General features: G+C 34.0%; 15 protein-coding genes. 5 read left to right on the forward strand and 10 right to left on the reverse strand.

Annotation, left to right across the window (positions count from 1 at the left end):
* Positions 1–103: 103 nt before the first annotated feature.
* The 9 genes from ACFFLS_RS07425 to ACFFLS_RS07465 all read right to left on the reverse strand — a co-directional run bounded on the left by ACFFLS_RS07425 (position 104) and on the right by ACFFLS_RS07465 (position 8,807).
* Positions 104–1,201, reverse strand: coding sequence for a peptidylprolyl isomerase (locus ACFFLS_RS07425; protein WP_379685897.1), 1,098 nt, complete (start codon positions 1,199–1,201; stop codon positions 104–106).
* 36 nt (positions 1,202–1,237) lie between these two features.
* On the reverse strand, positions 1,238–2,314 hold the full coding sequence (locus ACFFLS_RS07430; protein ID WP_379685898.1) for a peptidylprolyl isomerase: 1,077 nt from the start codon (positions 2,312–2,314) through the stop codon (positions 1,238–1,240).
* Positions 2,315–2,329: 15 nt separating this feature from the next.
* Entirely contained in the window at positions 2,330–3,022 is a 693-nt protein-coding gene (gene gldI / locus ACFFLS_RS07435) for a gliding motility-associated peptidyl-prolyl isomerase GldI (RefSeq protein WP_379685899.1), read from the reverse strand.
* 5 nt (positions 3,023–3,027) lie between these two features.
* Positions 3,028–4,035, reverse strand: a complete 1,008-nt coding sequence (locus ACFFLS_RS07440; protein WP_379685900.1) for a DHH family phosphoesterase — start codon at positions 4,033–4,035, stop codon at positions 3,028–3,030.
* A 105-nt stretch (positions 4,036–4,140) separates the two neighbouring features.
* Positions 4,141–5,625, reverse strand: a complete 1,485-nt coding sequence (locus tag ACFFLS_RS07445; protein ID WP_379685901.1) for a rhomboid family intramembrane serine protease — start codon at positions 5,623–5,625, stop codon at positions 4,141–4,143.
* Positions 5,626–5,694: 69 nt separating this feature from the next.
* The gene (locus ACFFLS_RS07450) at positions 5,695–6,951 is read right to left on the reverse strand and encodes a voltage-gated chloride channel family protein (RefSeq protein ID WP_379685902.1); all 1,257 of its coding nucleotides are present in this window, start codon (positions 6,949–6,951) and stop codon (positions 5,695–5,697) included.
* A gap of 125 nt (positions 6,952–7,076) precedes the next feature.
* Complete coding sequence (locus tag ACFFLS_RS07455) at positions 7,077–7,460, reverse strand: RidA family protein (protein ID WP_379685903.1); 384 nt, start codon at positions 7,458–7,460, stop codon at positions 7,077–7,079.
* 140 nt (positions 7,461–7,600) lie between these two features.
* On the reverse strand, positions 7,601–7,906 hold the full coding sequence (locus ACFFLS_RS07460) for a chaperone modulator CbpM (protein ID WP_379685904.1): 306 nt from the start codon (positions 7,904–7,906) through the stop codon (positions 7,601–7,603).
* The gene (locus tag ACFFLS_RS07465; protein WP_379685905.1) at positions 7,896–8,807 is read right to left on the reverse strand and encodes a DnaJ C-terminal domain-containing protein; all 912 of its coding nucleotides are present in this window, start codon (positions 8,805–8,807) and stop codon (positions 7,896–7,898) included. Before ACFFLS_RS07465 ends, ACFFLS_RS07460 begins: the two co-directional genes overlap by 11 nt.
* 314 nt (positions 8,808–9,121) lie before the next feature.
* Between ACFFLS_RS07465 and ACFFLS_RS07470 the strand changes: the two genes are divergently transcribed.
* The gene (locus ACFFLS_RS07470) at positions 9,122–9,853 is read left to right on the forward strand and encodes a hypothetical protein (protein ID WP_379685906.1); all 732 of its coding nucleotides are present in this window, start codon (positions 9,122–9,124) and stop codon (positions 9,851–9,853) included.
* A gap of 116 nt (positions 9,854–9,969) precedes the next feature.
* Here ACFFLS_RS07470 and ACFFLS_RS07475 read toward each other — a convergent pair whose 3' ends face one another.
* Complete coding sequence (locus ACFFLS_RS07475; protein ID WP_379685907.1) at positions 9,970–10,497, reverse strand: hypothetical protein; 528 nt, start codon at positions 10,495–10,497, stop codon at positions 9,970–9,972.
* A gap of 242 nt (positions 10,498–10,739) precedes the next feature.
* Between ACFFLS_RS07475 and guaA the strand changes: the two genes are divergently transcribed.
* The 4 genes from guaA to ACFFLS_RS07495 all read left to right on the forward strand — a co-directional run bounded on the left by guaA (position 10,740) and on the right by ACFFLS_RS07495 (position 16,919).
* Positions 10,740–12,269 (forward strand): glutamine-hydrolyzing GMP synthase, encoded by a 1,530-nt coding sequence (gene guaA, locus ACFFLS_RS07480; RefSeq protein ID WP_379685908.1) that lies wholly within the window; start codon positions 10,740–10,742, stop codon positions 12,267–12,269.
* 204 nt (positions 12,270–12,473) lie between these two features.
* Positions 12,474–14,372, forward strand: a complete 1,899-nt coding sequence (locus ACFFLS_RS07485) for a LysM peptidoglycan-binding domain-containing protein (RefSeq protein WP_379685909.1) — start codon at positions 12,474–12,476, stop codon at positions 14,370–14,372.
* Between the two features lie 94 nt (positions 14,373–14,466).
* Entirely contained in the window at positions 14,467–16,518 is a 2,052-nt protein-coding gene (locus ACFFLS_RS07490) for a LysM peptidoglycan-binding domain-containing protein (protein ID WP_379685910.1), read from the forward strand.
* Positions 16,518–16,919: an OsmC family protein gene (locus tag ACFFLS_RS07495; RefSeq protein ID WP_379685911.1), complete on the forward strand. Its 402-nt coding sequence runs from the start codon at positions 16,518–16,520 to the stop codon at positions 16,917–16,919. Before ACFFLS_RS07490 ends, ACFFLS_RS07495 begins: the two co-directional genes overlap by 1 nt.
* Positions 16,920–17,059 lie beyond the last annotated feature (140 nt).

Consider the following 17,059-nt stretch of genomic DNA (forward strand, 5'->3'; position numbering starts at 1 on the left):
TTTGGAATGTGTTTTAAAAACTTTTTTTAAGGATTTGACAAATAATGGTAAAATAAAAAACCACCAAAGCAATTTGGTGGTTTTTGATATTTTTTTCAAACGATTATTTTGTTGGTTGTGTTTGATAAGTTTCGATTTCAAAAATTAAAGATGCATTTGGAGGAATTACGCCTCCAGCGCCTCTTTCTCCGTAAGCTAAGTTTGAAGGAAGGAAGAAAATAGCTTTTTCGCCATCAGTCATCATACCTAATGCTTCTATAAAGCCTGGAATCATACCGTCTTTTTTGCCTACTGTAAACGGAAACGCCTGATATCCTTTTTGAGAATCTCTCGCAGCGTTATATTGTCCGTAAATTTTTGCTATGCTTGTTATGCTGGTATCAAACAAATTTCCGTCTTCAAAATATCCTGCATAATGAAAGTAGATAGTAGAGCCTTCAGCACCTTTTACTCCAGTTCCTTTTTGCGTTATTAGATATTTTAATCCTGATGAAGTTGTCGTCGCTTTTGCCTTTGCAGCTGCAAAATAAGCAGCTTTGTCGGTAATGACTTTTTTATCATCATTCAAAACTTTTACAGCATCAAATTTTTTAGCGGCTGAACCTTTACGGGTAATGGTGATTTTTGTCATAACATCATCCTGAACAATTTTATTTACATTGTCCATTCCAGAAACTACATGGCCAAAAATAGTGTGTTTTCCATTCAACCAAGGAGTGTCTTTATGAGTGATGAAAAACTGGCTTCCGTTTGTTCCAGGACCTGAGTTGGCCATTGCCAGCACACCACCTTTGTCAAAATGCAAATCATCAACAAATTCATCTTTAAAAGAATAACCTGGACCTCCAGTTCCATTTCCTTCTGGATCACCTCCCTGAATCATGAAATCATTGATTACACGGTGAAATTTCAATCCATCATAAAATGGTTTTCCTTTTAGTCTTTCTACCTTTACATATGGGTTTTTCCCTTCGGCTAAAGAGATGAAATTAGCCACAGTTATAGGCGCTTTTACATATTCTAATGAAAGAACAATATCTCCTTTAGTAGTAGAGATAGTTGCAAAAATGCCCTCATTTGAATCTGTTTTCACAGCTGCTTTCGTTGCAGCAGGTTTAGGTTTGACAGGAGAAGGTTTTTTAACCTGTGCCTGAATGTTTATAAACGCTAAGCAGAATAAAAATAGAAATTTAAATTTCATCGCTTTCAAATTTAAGTCTTTAATAAATGTGTAAAATTAAGGTTTTTCTAAAAGCTGTACCTCGAAAATAATATTAGCATTTGGCGGAATTACACCTCCAGCTCCTGTTTCTCCATAAGCTAAATGTGATGGAATAAACAAGATTGCTTTATCTCCAAATGAAAGCTGTTCGATTCCTTCGATAAAACCAGGAATCATGCCGTCTTTTTTGCCTGCTTTAAATGGAATTGGCTGATATCCGTTTGCTTCAGCTCTTCGTGGATCATATTTTCCAAATGCTTTTGCGACATCCTGAATGCTGGCATCAAATAATGTTCCGTCTTCTAAGAAACCTGCGTAATGAATGTAAATCTGAGTTCCGATTGCAGGTTTTTTTCCGCTTCCTTTTTCAGTAATTACATATTCTAAACCGCTTGTTGTTTTAGTTGCTTTTGCTCTTTCAGTAGCATAGTAAGCCACTTTTTCTTTTTGAACCGCTGCATTTTTGCTTTGCTCTTTAGCGATGTCAGCAAAATAATCATGAAAAACTTTTACAGCGTCAAATTTTTTAGCAGCCTCGCCATTTCTGATGATAGTTACTGCAACGATATTGTCTCCTTGAATAACACTATTTACAACATCCTGTGTTTTTTGGTCCACAACATGGCCAAAAATAGTATGTTTTCCTTCTAACCACGGAGTTTCTACATGTGTGATAAAAAATTGGCTGCTGTTTGTTCCAGGACCATTGTTTGCCATTGCAAGAACTCCGGCTTTATCAAATTTTAAATCTGAAAATTCATCTTTAAATTTATAGCCAGTATCTCCTGAGCCAGTTCCAAGAGGGTCACCACTCTGAATCATAAAGTCAGCAATAACTCTGTGAAATTTCAGACCGTCAAAAAAAGGTTTCTTTTTAAGACTTTCGTTTGTTACGAATTCATTTTTACCTTCTGCAAGAGTTACAAAATTGGCAACCGTAATAGGTGCTTTTTTATAATCAAGTTCAACGATAATGTGACCTTTGTTGGTTTCAATATCGGCGTATAATCCATCAGGTAAATTGTTGTGGTCGTCTTTACAAGAATAAAAAGAGCTAATGGCTATTAGTACAAGTAAAATAATCTTTTTCATTTTAAAATGCTTTTTTTATGGAGTTAATGTGTCTTTTTTTGCTGTTGTAGCTGGTTTTGTAGTGGGTTTAGCCACTGCTGGTTTTGGATTTTGAACCGCTGGTGCAGTGTTCGCAGCTGGAGCAGTTGTGGCTGCCGGAGCTGTAGTTTGAGAATTTGGATCGGGAACAAAATTTCTTAATGTAACTTTACAAATCAACGACTGATTTGGACCGATTTTTTTATTGTCGCCGTGATATCCGTAAGCCATATGAGACGGAAACAAAAAGGTTACAACCTCATTTTTGTGCATTCTTTTTATACCATCTCGAAGTCCCATCATGATATTTTCTTTGTCGATGTAATAGGTCTGAGGGCCTAAATCGGATTCAGAATAAATGACATTTCCGTCGATATCTTTTATTTCAAGGTTAAAATAGGCAATATCTCCCTTTCTTGGTGATGCGGTTTCGTTCAGATTTCTTTCGTCATAGCAAAACCAGTACCCTTTTGGAGTAGCATAATATTTTACTTTCGGATTGTTTTTGATGATTTTTTTGATAACATCTTCTTCATTTGCAACAAGCTTCTTGTTTCTGTCGATAGATTTTTTCATGAAACTGCCTGAAGAAACATTTTTAGGTCTTCTGGCTTCTTCAGGATGCTTGCAGCTTATTATAAAAACTGTCAGCACAAAAATAGAAATACTAAATTTCAAATAGTTTTTCATTGGGGTTAGATTTTTAGTTTAGTTACTAAATCTTCAAATTTTTTCACAGTTTCTTCCATAGAACTTTCAGATCTTCCTCCTGCGGCATTACTGTGGCCGCCACCGTTAAAATGATCTCTTGCAAACTGGTTTACATCAAAACCACCTTGCGAACGGAAAGAAATCTTAATGATGTTTTCGTCTTTATTTTCAATAAAAATAGCGGTAAAAACAATTCCTTTTATACTTAAGCCATAATTAACAATTCCTTCAGTATCGCCTTTTTCATAATTAAACGAATCTAATTCTTCCTGAGTCAGCGTCATATATGAGGTTTTGTGCTCTTCGAAAATTTTCAGATTTTGTAAAGCGCGACCTAAAAGCTGTAATCTGCTGAATGAACTGTTGTCGAATAATAATACCGGAATTTCAGTGTTTTCTACTCCTAAATCAATCAATTCACCGATAATTCTATGTGTATTTCCAGTAGTTCCTGGAAAACGGAACGAACCTGAATCGGTCAAAATACCTGTATAAATGCAAGTTGCAATGGTTTTATCAATATCTTCTTTTTTGTTTAAGAAATTGATAAAGTTATAGACCATTTCGCAGGTAGATCCATAAGAAGTATCAGAATAAGTGTAAGCTGCATAATCATCAGGTTTTTGATGATGATCAATCATAATAAACGGAGCGGTAAGCTTTTTAAGCGCTTGTTCCATCATTTCGCCTGTACGGTGAAAAGCATTAAAATCGAGTGTAAAAATTAACTCTGCTTGTTCTAGAAGTGTCGTACAGGTTTCAGTGTCTTTTTCGAATATCTTTACCGTTTCTGATCCTGGAAGCCAAGCCAAAAAATTAGGAAAATCATTTGGAGCAATGACAGTTGCCTGATGATTATTTTTTATTAGAAAGTGATATAAGGCTAATGTTGAACCCATCGCATCGCCATCTGGTCCTCTGTGCGGAATGATGACTATTTTCTTTGGGGTTGCGAGTAATAATTGAATCGCTTGAATGTCTTGTATTTTCATAGTGTGCGAATTTACATTTTTTAATGTAATGCTGAAAACATTTTAAAGATTAACACGCTTTTAGGAAACAAGGTTAATTAGTAGCTTTTTATTTGAGTCATGAAATTAATTTGGAGTTTGTGCCTTTTTGATTTTGTGCATTATACTTTGGATTTGAAAATTTAAAGCAACCATTTGCTCATCATATAAAGTGCTTTGTTCTGCTATTTTTTTGTATGCCAACTCATATTGTTTAATTCTTAGTCTGCAATACTCAATCAATTTATTATTGTGTTCATGTATTTCTTTTGGAAGATATAAGTTGTCTAATTCTGTAATTAGGGTAATATTTTCGTTCCAATAGTAAATGCCTCTGTCTTTAATCATATATAAAGCATTATTTCTGCTTTCCTCATCAAAATAACTGGTGTAAGCTTCTAATGCCATTTTTTCCATATCTGTAAATTCTGGAATCCTTTTTTCATATTCCATTACCTGGTAGATGTAAACTTTAGAATTTTTGAAATTTATAAATAAGCCGACTATAATAATTGTGGCGACAGTAGAAATAGATGCTAAGCCATAATCTTTCTTTTTGTTGGCCAAAGAAAGCGCCAGGCCAAAAAGAATTCCTGATGCAAAACTCGCTAACTCAGCTGTACAATTGATTTTATTTATAAAATTATAGCCAAGATTTAGCGCTAATAAAACAACAATAGTGAAGATAATTCTTAAATTGATTTTGGTATTGGTTCTTTTAAATAAAAATGCAATTATGACAATACCGTATAAACCAAAGAAAGCACCCGCTGCACCTGAACTCACAAAATCTTTATTCCAGTACAAACTGCTTAACGATCCAATAATTCCGGATAATAAATAAACAGCGAGAAATGGCCATTTTTTAAGATAAGACTCTAAGAGCAATCCAATGTAAGCTAAGGCCAGAGAATTAATGAGTAAATGTAAAAAACCGTTATGGATAAAACGACAAGAAAGCAATCTCCACCATTCGTTTTCATAAATCATTGGTCCGTAGTTTCCTCCCCAATCAACAATGTCTTGAGGGGCAGGTTTGAAAAAATGAACTCCTGAATAAGTCATAATTATAAAAATCAGAAGATTTAAATAAATTAAGATTGGAGTAAATAAATAATCTTTAGTAGGAATAAAAACGGAAAAAATAGAATAAAATCTCGAGATGTTTGTGGGGCTAAGATTTTCTTTGGATGCGGAATTTTCCTTTACTCTTTTGATTTGTTCTTGAAATTTAATTTCATCCGTTCCAGAATTTGAGATAGATTTTAGTTCTTCAAAATATAAATCTAAAAAAAGTGCGGTATTCTTTTTATTTCTTCCACAATCATAAATTTGATTTCCATTTGAATAACTTGTGATTTTGGCCGTATTTTCATCAAAATCAATCGAAATGGTTTCGTTCCAAGTGTTTTTGTTGTTTTGTGTAATAATTTTTAAAAGATTTTCGTCTACGTTTACAATATGCCAATTTAGTTTTTTGCAAATTGAAATTGCATGTAAAAGGAAAGTGGTATGAGATAGATTATTTAACGGTATTAATTCAGAATACTGCGCAGGAAATCCAAAGGCCATTTGTAGTTATGTTTTAATTTAGGAAAAACAATACTACAAAAAAAGAGGTAATAATTGTAAAATATTTTATTATAGATTCTCGAGTTCTTTTTTATGAAACCTTTGGTACAATTTGTATTTCGCTCCTCGTACAATCTGAGATTTATAAGTACCAACAGAACCCGAAGAAAAATAAGCAATGGTACAGGCAATTGCAATGAAGATTCCAGGAGCAATTCCGAATAATTCCATTCCCATAATGGTGCAGGCGATAGGAGTGTGGGTTGCGCCCGAGAAAACAGCCACAAATCCGATTCCAGCCAAAAGCGCAATCGGCATCGGAATTATGATTGATAATGCGCTTCCTAAAGTTGCTCCAACAAAGAATAAAGGCGTTACTTCTCCGCCTTTAAAACCAGCTCCTAAAGTAAATCCGGTGAAAAGAATTTTAAGCAGAAAATCATACCATTGGTTTGGATTCGAAAAAGAATCGACAATAATCGGAACTCCTAATCCGGAGAATTTTGTAAATCCAAAACCAGCAATTGCGATGGCCAAAACAACTCCTCCAATTACTGGGCGAAGCGGTGGATATTTGATGTTTTTTGAAAAAAGCGAACCCCAAAAATGAGTGCTTCTAGAAAATAACAAAGCCGCAAATCCGGATAAAACACCAACAATTATCGTGAAAATAATATTATTTAAGCTAAGCTCAGGAATTAAGGGAATAGTATAATGTGTATGTTTTATTTCCCAAAATTCTACGGTGAAATACGCCGCATAAGCCACCAAAAATGAAAGAAGAATGCTTTTAAAATTGATTTTGCTGAAATATAAAACTTCCAAAGCGAAGATAGCTCCGGCCAATGGAGTTCCAAAAACAGAAGCAAAACCCGCACTGATTCCGAGAATGATTAAAATTCGGCGTTCAGAATTGTCGAGTTTGAAGATTTTTGTGAATTGATCTGCGATAGCGCCTCCCATTTGCACCGCAGTTCCTTCACGACCTGCAGATCCTCCAAATAAATGAGTGAGAAGAGTTCCTATAAGTACCAAAGGAGCCATTTTAAATGGAATGACTTTCTTGGGCGTTTCGTATTCTTCAAGTAAAAGATTGTTTCCTTTTGTAACTGATTCTCCCCAATAATAATAACTCAAACCAACCAATAATCCGCCGAAAGGCAAAAGCCAGACAATCCAGTCGTGCTCAATTCTAAATTGCGTTACCCATTCTAAAGAAACTAAAAAGAAAGCAGACGCAGAACCTGAAAGTATGCCGATTAAAGCACAAATAAGAATCCATTTTGGAAGAGAAATCAGGAGTTGTTTTGGATTTTGGAAAGTCATTAATGATTACTGAAATAGTTTTGCCACGAATTTCACCAATTTTCACCAATTATTTTCTTTAGCCACAGATTAAATGGATTTAAAAATGATTTTTTTGAAAATTCGTGAATTCGTGGCTGATATAATTATTGCACGACTGCAGTAAATTCGATTTCAACCAAATATTCTGGCGCCACCAATTTACTTATTTCGTAGAATCCTGTTGTTGGTTTTACCTCTTTAAAGAAAGCAGCATGTGCTTTGGCAACTTCTTCGAAAGTAGAAATATCGGTGGTAAAAATTCTCGTTCTAATCACATCTTTCATACCTACGTTCAAATCTTCCAAAACTTTTTCAACTCGCTCCAAAATGTTATAAGTTTGGGCATAAGCATCATCTGCTTTAACTTTTTCGCCGTCAACTATAGCAACAGTTCCAGAAACTTCGATGATATTGCCAATTCTTACCGCACGGCAGTATCCCATTTTGTCTTCCCAAGGAGATCCCGTTAAGATGTTTTCTCTTTTCATTTTTTAGTTTTTGTGAATTTGATTATTGAGTTTTAAAAGCAAATTCAGGTTAATTAAGATGTCGCAATTTAAGAATAATGCTTTTGCCAGCCATTAAAAAAAGCTTGAAATCAAATCGGAAATCAAGCTTTTTTGTGATATTAGTCCCTTTGGTTTTCTTCGTACAAACGAAGTTTATTCTGCGCCGTATTAAGATTTTGCTGTAATGTTTCAATTTTGCTGAGCAAATGCGCAATAGCATCTAGTCCTTCAAAATTTATATTTAAATCATAATGCATTCGAATCATTTTTTCTACTGTTGGGAGCTGTTGCGGTTCAAGATATTCTTCGTTTTCTTCAACAATAATCTGAATCAAGCCGTAATTGTTTAACTCTGTTATAAAAGTGTTTTCAATTTCATGATACACACAAAACTGTTTTATTTGAATTAGATTTTTACTTTTCATGATTTCTTAGTTTTGCCAGTTCCTCAAATAATTCTTTTTCTTTATCCGACAATTTTGTTGGAATTTTTATGGAATAGGTGATGTATAAATCTCCAAACTCATTTTCTTTTTTATAAATAGGAAATCCTTTTCCTTTCAGTTTGACTTTGGTGCCGGGCTGTGTTTCGGCAGGGACCTTAATTTTTACTTTTCCGTCAAAAGTATTAATATGCGTTTCACCGCCCAAAATGGCTGTGTACAAATCAATTGGAGCATCGGCATATAAATTATTTCCTTCGCGTTTAAAATCGGAATTGTTAGAGATTAAAAAAGTGATGTACAAATCACCATTCGGTCCTCCGTTTACTCCAGGACCTCCATGATTCGGAATTTTGATAATTTGCCCGTTTTCAACACCTGCAGGAATCGTGATTCTGATATTTTTACCGTTTACAGTCAGATTTTGTTTGTGCGTAGTGTAAGCGGCTTTAAGATCCAATTCCAATTCGGCGTTAAAATCCTGTCCTCTATATTTAGATTGTGATCGGCTTCTTCCTCCGCCATACATTGAATTGAAAAAATCTGAAAAATCACTTCCAGAAAAATCTTCTCCAAAACCTGAGAAATCGCCTCCAGAATATTGAGAACTGCTTTGCTGTTGGTTCGGATTGTATCCCGTTTTTTCAAATTCGTCAGCGTGTTTCCAGTCTTTTCCGTACTTATCGTATTTTTTTCGGTTTTCGGGATTGCTTAAAACTTCGTTGGCTTCATTGATTTCTTTAAACTTTTTTTCGGCTTCTTTATCATTCGGATTTAAATCTGGATGGTATTTTCGAGCTAATTTTCGATATGCTTTTTTGATTTCTGCTTCAGTAGCAGATTTCGTAACATCTAAGACTTTATAATAATCGATATAATCCATTTTTTCCGGTTTTATAAATGGTAAAATAAAGTCTTGAAGTTAAGAATAAGTTGCTAATTATCAAAATTATGAATTGTTTTTAAAAGCAAAAAATAAAGGATTTAAGGCGAAGTTTTTGACTTTTGAATTTAAAAATTTTTAAATTTATTTTTTGCAAAGTAAAAAATCTTGGCAGGTTTTTTGATTCCAAAAATTACTATAATTTAATGTTATAAAACTCCTAAAGTTGCAGCACCTAACGAAATTATAGTATTTTTGTGTGGTTAGCCAGCCGTTTTTATACAATAAAACAGTCGTTTGATAATACTTTCCAGATGAAGCATTTTTTATTTTTTATGTTGTTTTTTACAACCCTGATGGTGTCAGCTCAAACGGAGCTTGGTACTAAATATAAGCCTATTCCAGCACCTAAATTTGGAGCAAAACCTAAAAAGACGCCAGTTCCAGAAGTTAAAGATCCACAGGCTGAAAGTTTGGACATTCCGAGCATAAAAACACCAAATGTTTTTGAAAACAAAACGATAACCACTCCTTCTAAATTTCAGATTGGAGAAGAGAAAAGCAAATTCAGCATGTCTACAGAAACTGATTTTGCCAATCCAGGCGATCGTTATGTGGATAAAATGGAAAAAGATTTGAATAAAGCTCTAAAAGATGCCGGTTTGACAGAAGATCAGCAACCATTGGTTATGAAAGATGTTAGTTATGGCGATATAAGAACAAAATCGCCTTATTTTGTTATCAAGTGTCGTGACTATGGAGCTATTGATGGAGATTTAATAAAAGCTGTTTTAAATAAAGACGTTATAAAAGAGAGACTTTTGCTAAGAGCAGATTATCAGGAATTCAGGATATATCTTGCTGATGGAATTAATACTTTCGAAATGATTGCACTTAATAAAGGGCAATACGGAGGAAATACGGGGCAGTTCCAAATATATGATGCAGAAGGCAAGTTTATTTTATCTGATTTATGGCAGAATTTTAATACCGGTGTTCAGGCTAAGTTTATTATCGTAAAAGAAGATGATAAAGTAAAGAAGTAAAAGCTAATTTGTAATTTCGTATAAGAATTAAAATCAAGAAAGGTTCAAAGAAACAAAGTTTTACACTCTGTTTCTTTGAACCTTTGTCACTTTGAAGCTTAGAACCTTAAAAAAAATTAAAACGGATCTGCAGTAACTCTAAACTTCATATCTGCTTTTACGGTTACATCTTTGGTCAGCGTTTCTTTTAAAGTAACCTGTGTTCTTATTTTATAGCTATCGGCTTTGATATATTCGTCCAATCTTTTATCTGTGCATATCAAATCAATTTCATTTGAAGAAGAGTTGATGTTTTCCTGATAAGCTAATTCTATTTCGTTTGAATCTGTTGTCGAAATATAAATATGTATCGACTTTAAGAAAGTGAAGGTTTTGTCTGAAGGATCAGAGATTAATAACTTCAATGATCTTATTTTTACATCTTTTACAAGACTAGCCTTTGTTTTGTTGTTTTCAAATTCTGATGATGAATTCGTTGTAACTTCTGGAGTAATAATTTCTGACGGAAGATTAATCGGCGAAGTACTTTTTATTTTTATTGAAGCATTGTTTGAGATTGTAAAGCTCAGCAAATCATCAACAGTATCGCAAGAAGTAAAAGCGAAAGACAATAAAAGCGTAAGTGCAATAAATTTTGATTTCATAGTTTGATTTAATTGGGTTTTTCTTAGATACGAAATAATTTAGTTTTTGGATTTACTTTTTCTAGGTTCAAAGATGCAAAGTTTCAAAGAGACAAAGCAAAAAAAACTTTACGTAAAAGTATAAACCTCTGAACCTTTGTTGCTTTGAGCCTTTGCAACTAAAAATCGAAACGTTGAAAAAAAAAATTTATTTTTTCAACGTTCCGATTTTTCAATTTCGAATATAAAAAGTATTTTTGCGCATGCAACACAACGTACTTATTTTAGATTTCGGATCGCAATATACTCAGCTTATTGCGCGTAGAGTTCGCGAATTAAATATATTCTGCGAAATTTTTCCTTACAATCACATTCCAAGTGATTTATCAAGTTATAAAGCCGTAATTTTAGGAGGAAGCCCTTTCTCTGTTAGAGGAGAAGATGCGCCACATCCTGATTTATCGCAAATTAGAGGTAAAATGCCTTTGCTTGCCGTTTGTTATGGAGCGCAGTATTTAGCGCATTTCAGCGGTGGAGAAGTAGCTGCCTCAAATACAAGAGAATACGGTAGAGCAAACTTATCTTATATTAAAGAAAACGAAACTTTCTTTGAAGGAGTTTCAGAAAACAGCCAAGTTTGGATGAGCCATAGCGATAGTATCAAGGCGATTCCAACAAATGCCGTAAAATTGGCAAGTACACACGATGTAGAGTACGCAGCTTACAAAATTGAAGGCGAAACTACTTATGCAATCCAATACCATCCAGAAGTTTATCACTCTACAGATGGAAAACAGATGTTGGAAAACTTCTTAGTAAAAATTGCTGAAGTTCCTCAAAACTTTACTCCAAATGCTTTCGTTGATGAAATGGTTAGCGAGTTGAAAGAGAAACTAGGAAATGACAAAGTAGTTCTTGGTTTATCTGGAGGAGTAGATTCTACGGTCGCTGCCGTTTTATTAAACAAAGCAATCGGACAAAATTTATACTGTATTTTCGTTAACAACGGACTTTTACGTAAAAATGAATTCCAAAGCGTATTGGATCAATACAAAGGAATGGGATTAAACGTAAAAGGTGTTGATGCTGGAGATCGTTTTCTTGGTGAATTAGCTGGAATTAGCGATCCTGAAACCAAACGTAAAACAATCGGTCGCGTATTTATCGAAGTTTTTGATGATGAATCACATTTATTGGAAGACGTAAAATGGTTAGCGCAAGGAACAATTTATCCGGACGTAATCGAATCTGTTTCGGTAAAAGGGCCATCTGCAACAATTAAATCGCATCATAATGTTGGTGGATTGCCAGATTATATGAAACTGAAAATTGTTGAGCCACTTAGAATGCTTTTCAAAGATGAAGTGAGACGAGTTGGAGCAACATTAGGAATAGATCCAGAATTATTAGGAAGACATCCTTTCCCAGGACCAGGATTATCGATCAGAATTTTAGGGGATATTACTCCAGAGAAGGTTCAAATTTTACAAGATGTAGATTCTGTTTTTATTGAAGGATTAAAATCTTGGGGATTATACGATAAAGTTTGGCAGGCTGGAGCGATTTTGCTTCCAGTAAATTCTGTTGGAGTTATGGGCGATGAGCGTACTTACGAAAAAGTAGTAGCGCTTAGAGCTGTAGAATCAACAGATGGTATGACTGCTGACTGGGTTCATTTGCCATATGATTTCTTGATGAAAGTATCAAACGATATTATCAATAAGGTAAAAGGTGTAAATCGTGTGGTCTACGATATTAGTTCAAAACCACCCGCAACAATTGAGTGGGAATAATCTTGGTAGTCATAAAATTACAATAAAAAAATGCCCGTATTTTACGGGCATTTTTTTGTTTGCATATGACTTTAAGGAGGAATAATTTTTTGAAAGTAGAATGTTTTATGTTCTAAGTTGTAACAAACATGTAACTAATAATAGTACTTTTTTTAAAATTAAGTTACATTTGTGATGCCTTAATTTTTTACAACCTACTTATTTATGAGAGAACTTTTGACGATTTCTCTTGTCTTTGTTTTGTCTTTTAACAAAATAACAGCGCAAGATTCATTTATTGAACACAAAATTCAAAAAGGAGAAACCGCTTATTTTATAGCTCAGAAATACAAGGTTTCTGTTGATGAGATTTTTAAATTTAATCCAGAATCTCAAAACGGCATTAAGGACAATCAGATTATAAAGATTCCGTTGCATTCAGAAAATGCGATCCAAAAACAAAAAATACATGTTGTTGAAGCAAAAGAAACTCTTTTTGGTTTGTCAAAGCAATATCACGTTTCTGTAGAGGCGATTCAAAATGCAAATCAGACGCTTCTTGTGAATGGACTTCAGGTTGGGCAAGAATTGATAATTCCGGATACAGCTTCTAAAACAGAAATTACAGCATCTTCAAAAGTTACGCATCTCGTTGCTCCCAAAGAATCTCTTTTCAGTATTGCGAGACAATATAATGTATCGGTTCAGGATTTAGAAAATCTGAATAAAGATATTTTGATTAACGGATTACAGATAGGGCAGACAATTTCTATTCCGAACAAAAGAAAAACGCTCGATGGAAGAGTTCGCGTTATCAATCAAGAAACGGTTTTTCATGTTGTGGAACCAAAAGAAACTAAATATTCAATAACAAAAAAATACGGAATTTCAATAGAACAACTTGAAAATCAGAATCCTGAAATAGTAAACGGATTGATTGTTGGCAATAAATTAGCCATCAATACAAAAGAAATAAAACCTGCAAATGAAAGCGAAGAATTGATGCTGGCTTTGGCAGAAAAACAAGTAGTAGTCGAAAAAACAAAAGCCAAAACGGTTGAAATTGAAGATTTAAAAGACAGGCTTGTTGTTCAGAAAGAAATGAATCAGAAGATTATTAAAATTAATGATTTGAAAGTGAATTTGAATGATATGAATGGTTCGAAGGAAAACTCAGTAGAAAAACTGCGTTTGGTTTTAGAAGCCAATAAAAATGTTCAGGATATTTTGATGGCAAAATTAGATTCGCTTGTGACTTCAATGCATAATGATTTGAAAGAATTGAAGAAAATGCAGGTCTTGAATGTTGAAGAATCAAAGCGATTAGAAAAACAATCGTATGAAGATATCAATAAGACTAATGAATTGTCGTCTCAATTAAAAAAAGAACTGGCTGAAAACAGAAAATCGTATGCGGGTTTGATGAATAAAGTAGAGCGTATTGCAGTTGAGGAAAATCAGGAGTATAGGAAGAAAATCCGCGAAAACGAAAAAAACAGCAATACAAATCAGCTGCAACGTTTGTCATTAGAAGAAATAAAACGATATAAAACAGAACAAGAAAAAATTGATGGACAAAACCAGCTTTTAATTGCCAAAATAGATTCGCTTGATGTTCAGAAAAAAATAGAAGTAAAAAGGCATATCAGCAAAGCTTCTTATTACAGTATGGAAGCTCGTAAATTTGATGATAAATTGGCTTTGGTTAAACTGAAAAAATATCAGGATGAATCGGTAAAAAAGCAAAAGAAAACAAATTCGGAAGAAAAATCTAAAATACTTTCTCTAGAAGAAATGAAGCAAGAGCTGAAAGACAATCCTTTAAGAAAGGATAAAACAGTAAATGTCGAAGTTTATGATAATCTTAGAGAAGTTTCAAACGGCTATTACTTAGTTTTAGGTATATTTACAGACGCGGTTGAGCGCGACAAGTTAATTATGAAACTGATTGATTCCGGCGATTTTAACGCCAGTTTTTTCTTTAATATCAATAGCCTTTCGTATTATGTTTACACAGACAAGTTCGAAAACATGGAAGAAGTGCTTTATAAATGCAAGAAAAAAGAAGAAGATGAGTTATATAAAGAAATCATTATTGCCAAGGTTGAAATTGATCTGAGGTAATTTTTAACAAAATAAACAAACGGCGCGAATTTTGCTTTTAGGAAAATTTGTAATTAGTTTTTGAATTAGGAATTAAATTATTTTAAGCCATACTATGAAATATTATTTAACATTATTGTCTTTTGTCCTTTTTATAAATTCTGCTGCTTTTTCTCAAGAAAAAGTGGTGAAATATAAAGTTTCGGCAGGAGAGAACATCAATCAAATTGCGCAGAAATTTAAGGTGACGCCTTATGATATTTACCAGCTAAATCCAGATGCAAGAACAGGTTTGGTTCCGAATTCAGTTTTGCTGATTCCAACTAAATCCGGAGAGGTAAAAAAAGAAGTTTCTGAAACCAAAAACGCAGCAGTTTCAGGAAAAGAAACTATTCACGAAGTGCAGCCAAAAGAGACTTTTTACAGTATCGAAAAAAAATACGGCATTTCTGACGAAGCTTTAAAAGCGGCGAATCCGTTTTTAGAAAAAACAGGCGTACAGATTGGTCAGAAACTAGTAATTCCGGCTAAAGGTTCGGCTCCTAAAACGGCATCAAAACCAGTTAAGGAAAAAGGTTCTGAAAAATATGTCTATCATGATGTACAGCCAAAAGAAACGAAGTATTCTATTGCAAAACAATACAATACGACGATTGAGGATTTAGAAAAACGCAATCCTGAAATCGTTTCAAGCCTTCCTGTTGGATATCGTTTGACAATTTCTGGAACGGCTCCAAAAACAGAAGCAGCAGAAACTGGAAAGCCTGCTAAAACGACAGAAACTTCAAAAAAAGCAGTTTCATACATGGAATATCAGGTAAAACCAAAGGAAACTTTGTATAGCTTGTCAAGAACTTTTCATTTGTCTCAAGACGAATTAAGTGCTCTTAATCCAGCTTTGTCTGAAGGTTTGAAGGAAGGAATGGTTTTAAAAGTACCTGCCGGATATGTTGCGCCTCAGCCGATAGTAGCACAACAGCCAGTTGATAAAACAGCAGAAAAAACTGAAGTGCAGTCGAGTGGAAGCGGTGGTGGAATCAGGATTTTAGACAAAGTTAAATCTGAAGAAAACAATGCGGAGGTTGTGGAATTAACAAAGAAAAGAGGTGCGACAGAGCGTAAAAAAGTAGTGTTATTGCTTCCGTTCAATTTGGCTAAAATTCAAAGCGATACAGCAGGAACAGCTTCTAGGCTTAAAACAGATAAATTCTTGAACATGACTTTGGATTTTTATTCAGGAGCTTTGATGGCAATCGATTCAGCAAAAGCGCTTAAACTTCCGATTGATATTTCTATTTATGATTCTCAGGAAACCAAAACAACTTCTAATGTTTCTGGATTAATTAGTAAAATGCAGGATGCAGATGCTGTAATTGGTCCGTTTTATCAAAGTAATGCAGAGGCAACGGCAAATACGCTTCGTATGTACAATGTTCCGGTAATTTCGCCTTTATCAAAAGACACTGCAAATCCGATTGATAATTTGTATCAGACCATTCCATCGAGTGATGTAGTAAGAAATTCAGTTTTTGATTATATGAGAGCCAAAAACGGGAATATTGTTGCGGTAGTAGACAAGAAAAAAGAATCTGTTATAAATTATATTAAGCAAAACCAAAAAGGAGTTGTTTTTGCTTCTTTGACAGAAACAGGAGCTTTGGATGTGGCAAGTTTGAAAAGCCTTTTGATGCCAAACAGAATGAATTATGTAGTGATGGAAACCGCAAATACAGCAATGGTTAAAGCAACAATCAAAGCTTTGCTGGATTCTCAAAAAACATGTCAGGTACAGTTGGTGATTTTAGAACCAAACAGCACTCTCGATACGGATGAGATTAATTTTGAGAATCTGATAAAATTGAAATTAATGTATCCTTCTGTAACTCGTGAAAGTGAGGATGAATCGGTTCTGATTTTTGAAAAAGAATATCGTCTTAAAAATAAAGTAAATCCAAATACTTATGCAACAAGAGGATTTGATGTGACTTTTGACACCATGATGCGTCTTGTTCAAGGAAAAACATTTCCAGAAACGGCAGATTTAATGACTACGCAGCAAGTAGATAATAAATTTCAATATTATAGAAAAGAAGACGGCGGACATGCCAACAAAGGTGTTTACATCTTATATTACGATACAGATTTAACTTTAAAAGAAGCAAATTAATGACATCAAAAGTAACCTATTTAGGCGATTTACGAACAAAATCAATTCATGTGCAATCGGGAAGTGAAATCATTTCTGATGCACCACTTGATAATAATGGAAAAGGAGAGGCATTTTCTCCAACAGATACGGTTGCCAATGCGCTTGCAAGTTGTATGATGACGATAATGGGAATCAAAGCCCGTGATTTGGAAGTGGATTTTACAGGTTCTACTGCAGAAGTAACTAAAATCATGAATGCAGAGCCGAGAAGAATTGGTGCAATCGAAATTGTATTTGAAATGCAAGGTGTTGCTGACGAAAAGAACAAAACTATTTTGGAGCGTGCAGCAATGACATGTCCGGTATTTTTGAGTTTGAGCTCTGAGATTGAAAAACGAATTACTTTCAACTGGAAATAATTTTTCGAAATAATTTTTGAAGGCGTCTAATTTTTTAGACGCCTTTTTTATTTGTTGTCACCAAAACAGCTTTTTCTGAAAAATAAAGAGTCATTAAAAAATAGTCATGTTTGTTTTTGGATTGCAAAAAATTAACAAAA

The sequence above is a fragment of the Flavobacterium procerum genome (assembly GCF_042431625.1).
Classification (GTDB): domain Bacteria; phylum Bacteroidota; class Bacteroidia; order Flavobacteriales; family Flavobacteriaceae; genus Flavobacterium; species Flavobacterium procerum.

Coding starts and splice junctions, on each gene's coding strand:
- ACFFLS_RS07495 (WP_379685911.1), top strand. CDS start 16,518: ATGACATCAAAAGTAACCTATTTAGGCGATTTACGAACAAAATCAATT.
- ACFFLS_RS07455 (WP_379685903.1), bottom strand. CDS start 7,460: ATGAAAAGAGAAAACATCTTAACGGGATCTCCTTGGGAAGACAAAATG.
- ACFFLS_RS07440 (WP_379685900.1), bottom strand. CDS start 4,035: ATGAAAATACAAGACATTCAAGCGATTCAATTATTACTCGCAACCCCA.
- guaA (WP_379685908.1), top strand. CDS start 10,740: ATGCAACACAACGTACTTATTTTAGATTTCGGATCGCAATATACTCAG.
- ACFFLS_RS07450 (WP_379685902.1), bottom strand. CDS start 6,951: ATGACTTTCCAAAATCCAAAACAACTCCTGATTTCTCTTCCAAAATGG.
- ACFFLS_RS07485 (WP_379685909.1), top strand. CDS start 12,474: ATGAGAGAACTTTTGACGATTTCTCTTGTCTTTGTTTTGTCTTTTAAC.
- ACFFLS_RS07470 (WP_379685906.1), top strand. CDS start 9,122: ATGAAGCATTTTTTATTTTTTATGTTGTTTTTTACAACCCTGATGGTG.
- ACFFLS_RS07430 (WP_379685898.1), bottom strand. CDS start 2,314: ATGAAAAAGATTATTTTACTTGTACTAATAGCCATTAGCTCTTTTTAT.
- ACFFLS_RS07475 (WP_379685907.1), bottom strand. CDS start 10,497: ATGAAATCAAAATTTATTGCACTTACGCTTTTATTGTCTTTCGCTTTT.
- gldI (WP_379685899.1), bottom strand. CDS start 3,022: ATGAAAAACTATTTGAAATTTAGTATTTCTATTTTTGTGCTGACAGTT.
- ACFFLS_RS07445 (WP_379685901.1), bottom strand. CDS start 5,625: ATGGCCTTTGGATTTCCTGCGCAGTATTCTGAATTAATACCGTTAAAT.
- ACFFLS_RS07460 (WP_379685904.1), bottom strand. CDS start 7,906: ATGAAAAGTAAAAATCTAATTCAAATAAAACAGTTTTGTGTGTATCAT.
- ACFFLS_RS07465 (WP_379685905.1), bottom strand. CDS start 8,807: ATGGATTATATCGATTATTATAAAGTCTTAGATGTTACGAAATCTGCT.
- ACFFLS_RS07490 (WP_379685910.1), top strand. CDS start 14,467: ATGAAATATTATTTAACATTATTGTCTTTTGTCCTTTTTATAAATTCT.
- ACFFLS_RS07425 (WP_379685897.1), bottom strand. CDS start 1,201: ATGAAATTTAAATTTCTATTTTTATTCTGCTTAGCGTTTATAAACATT.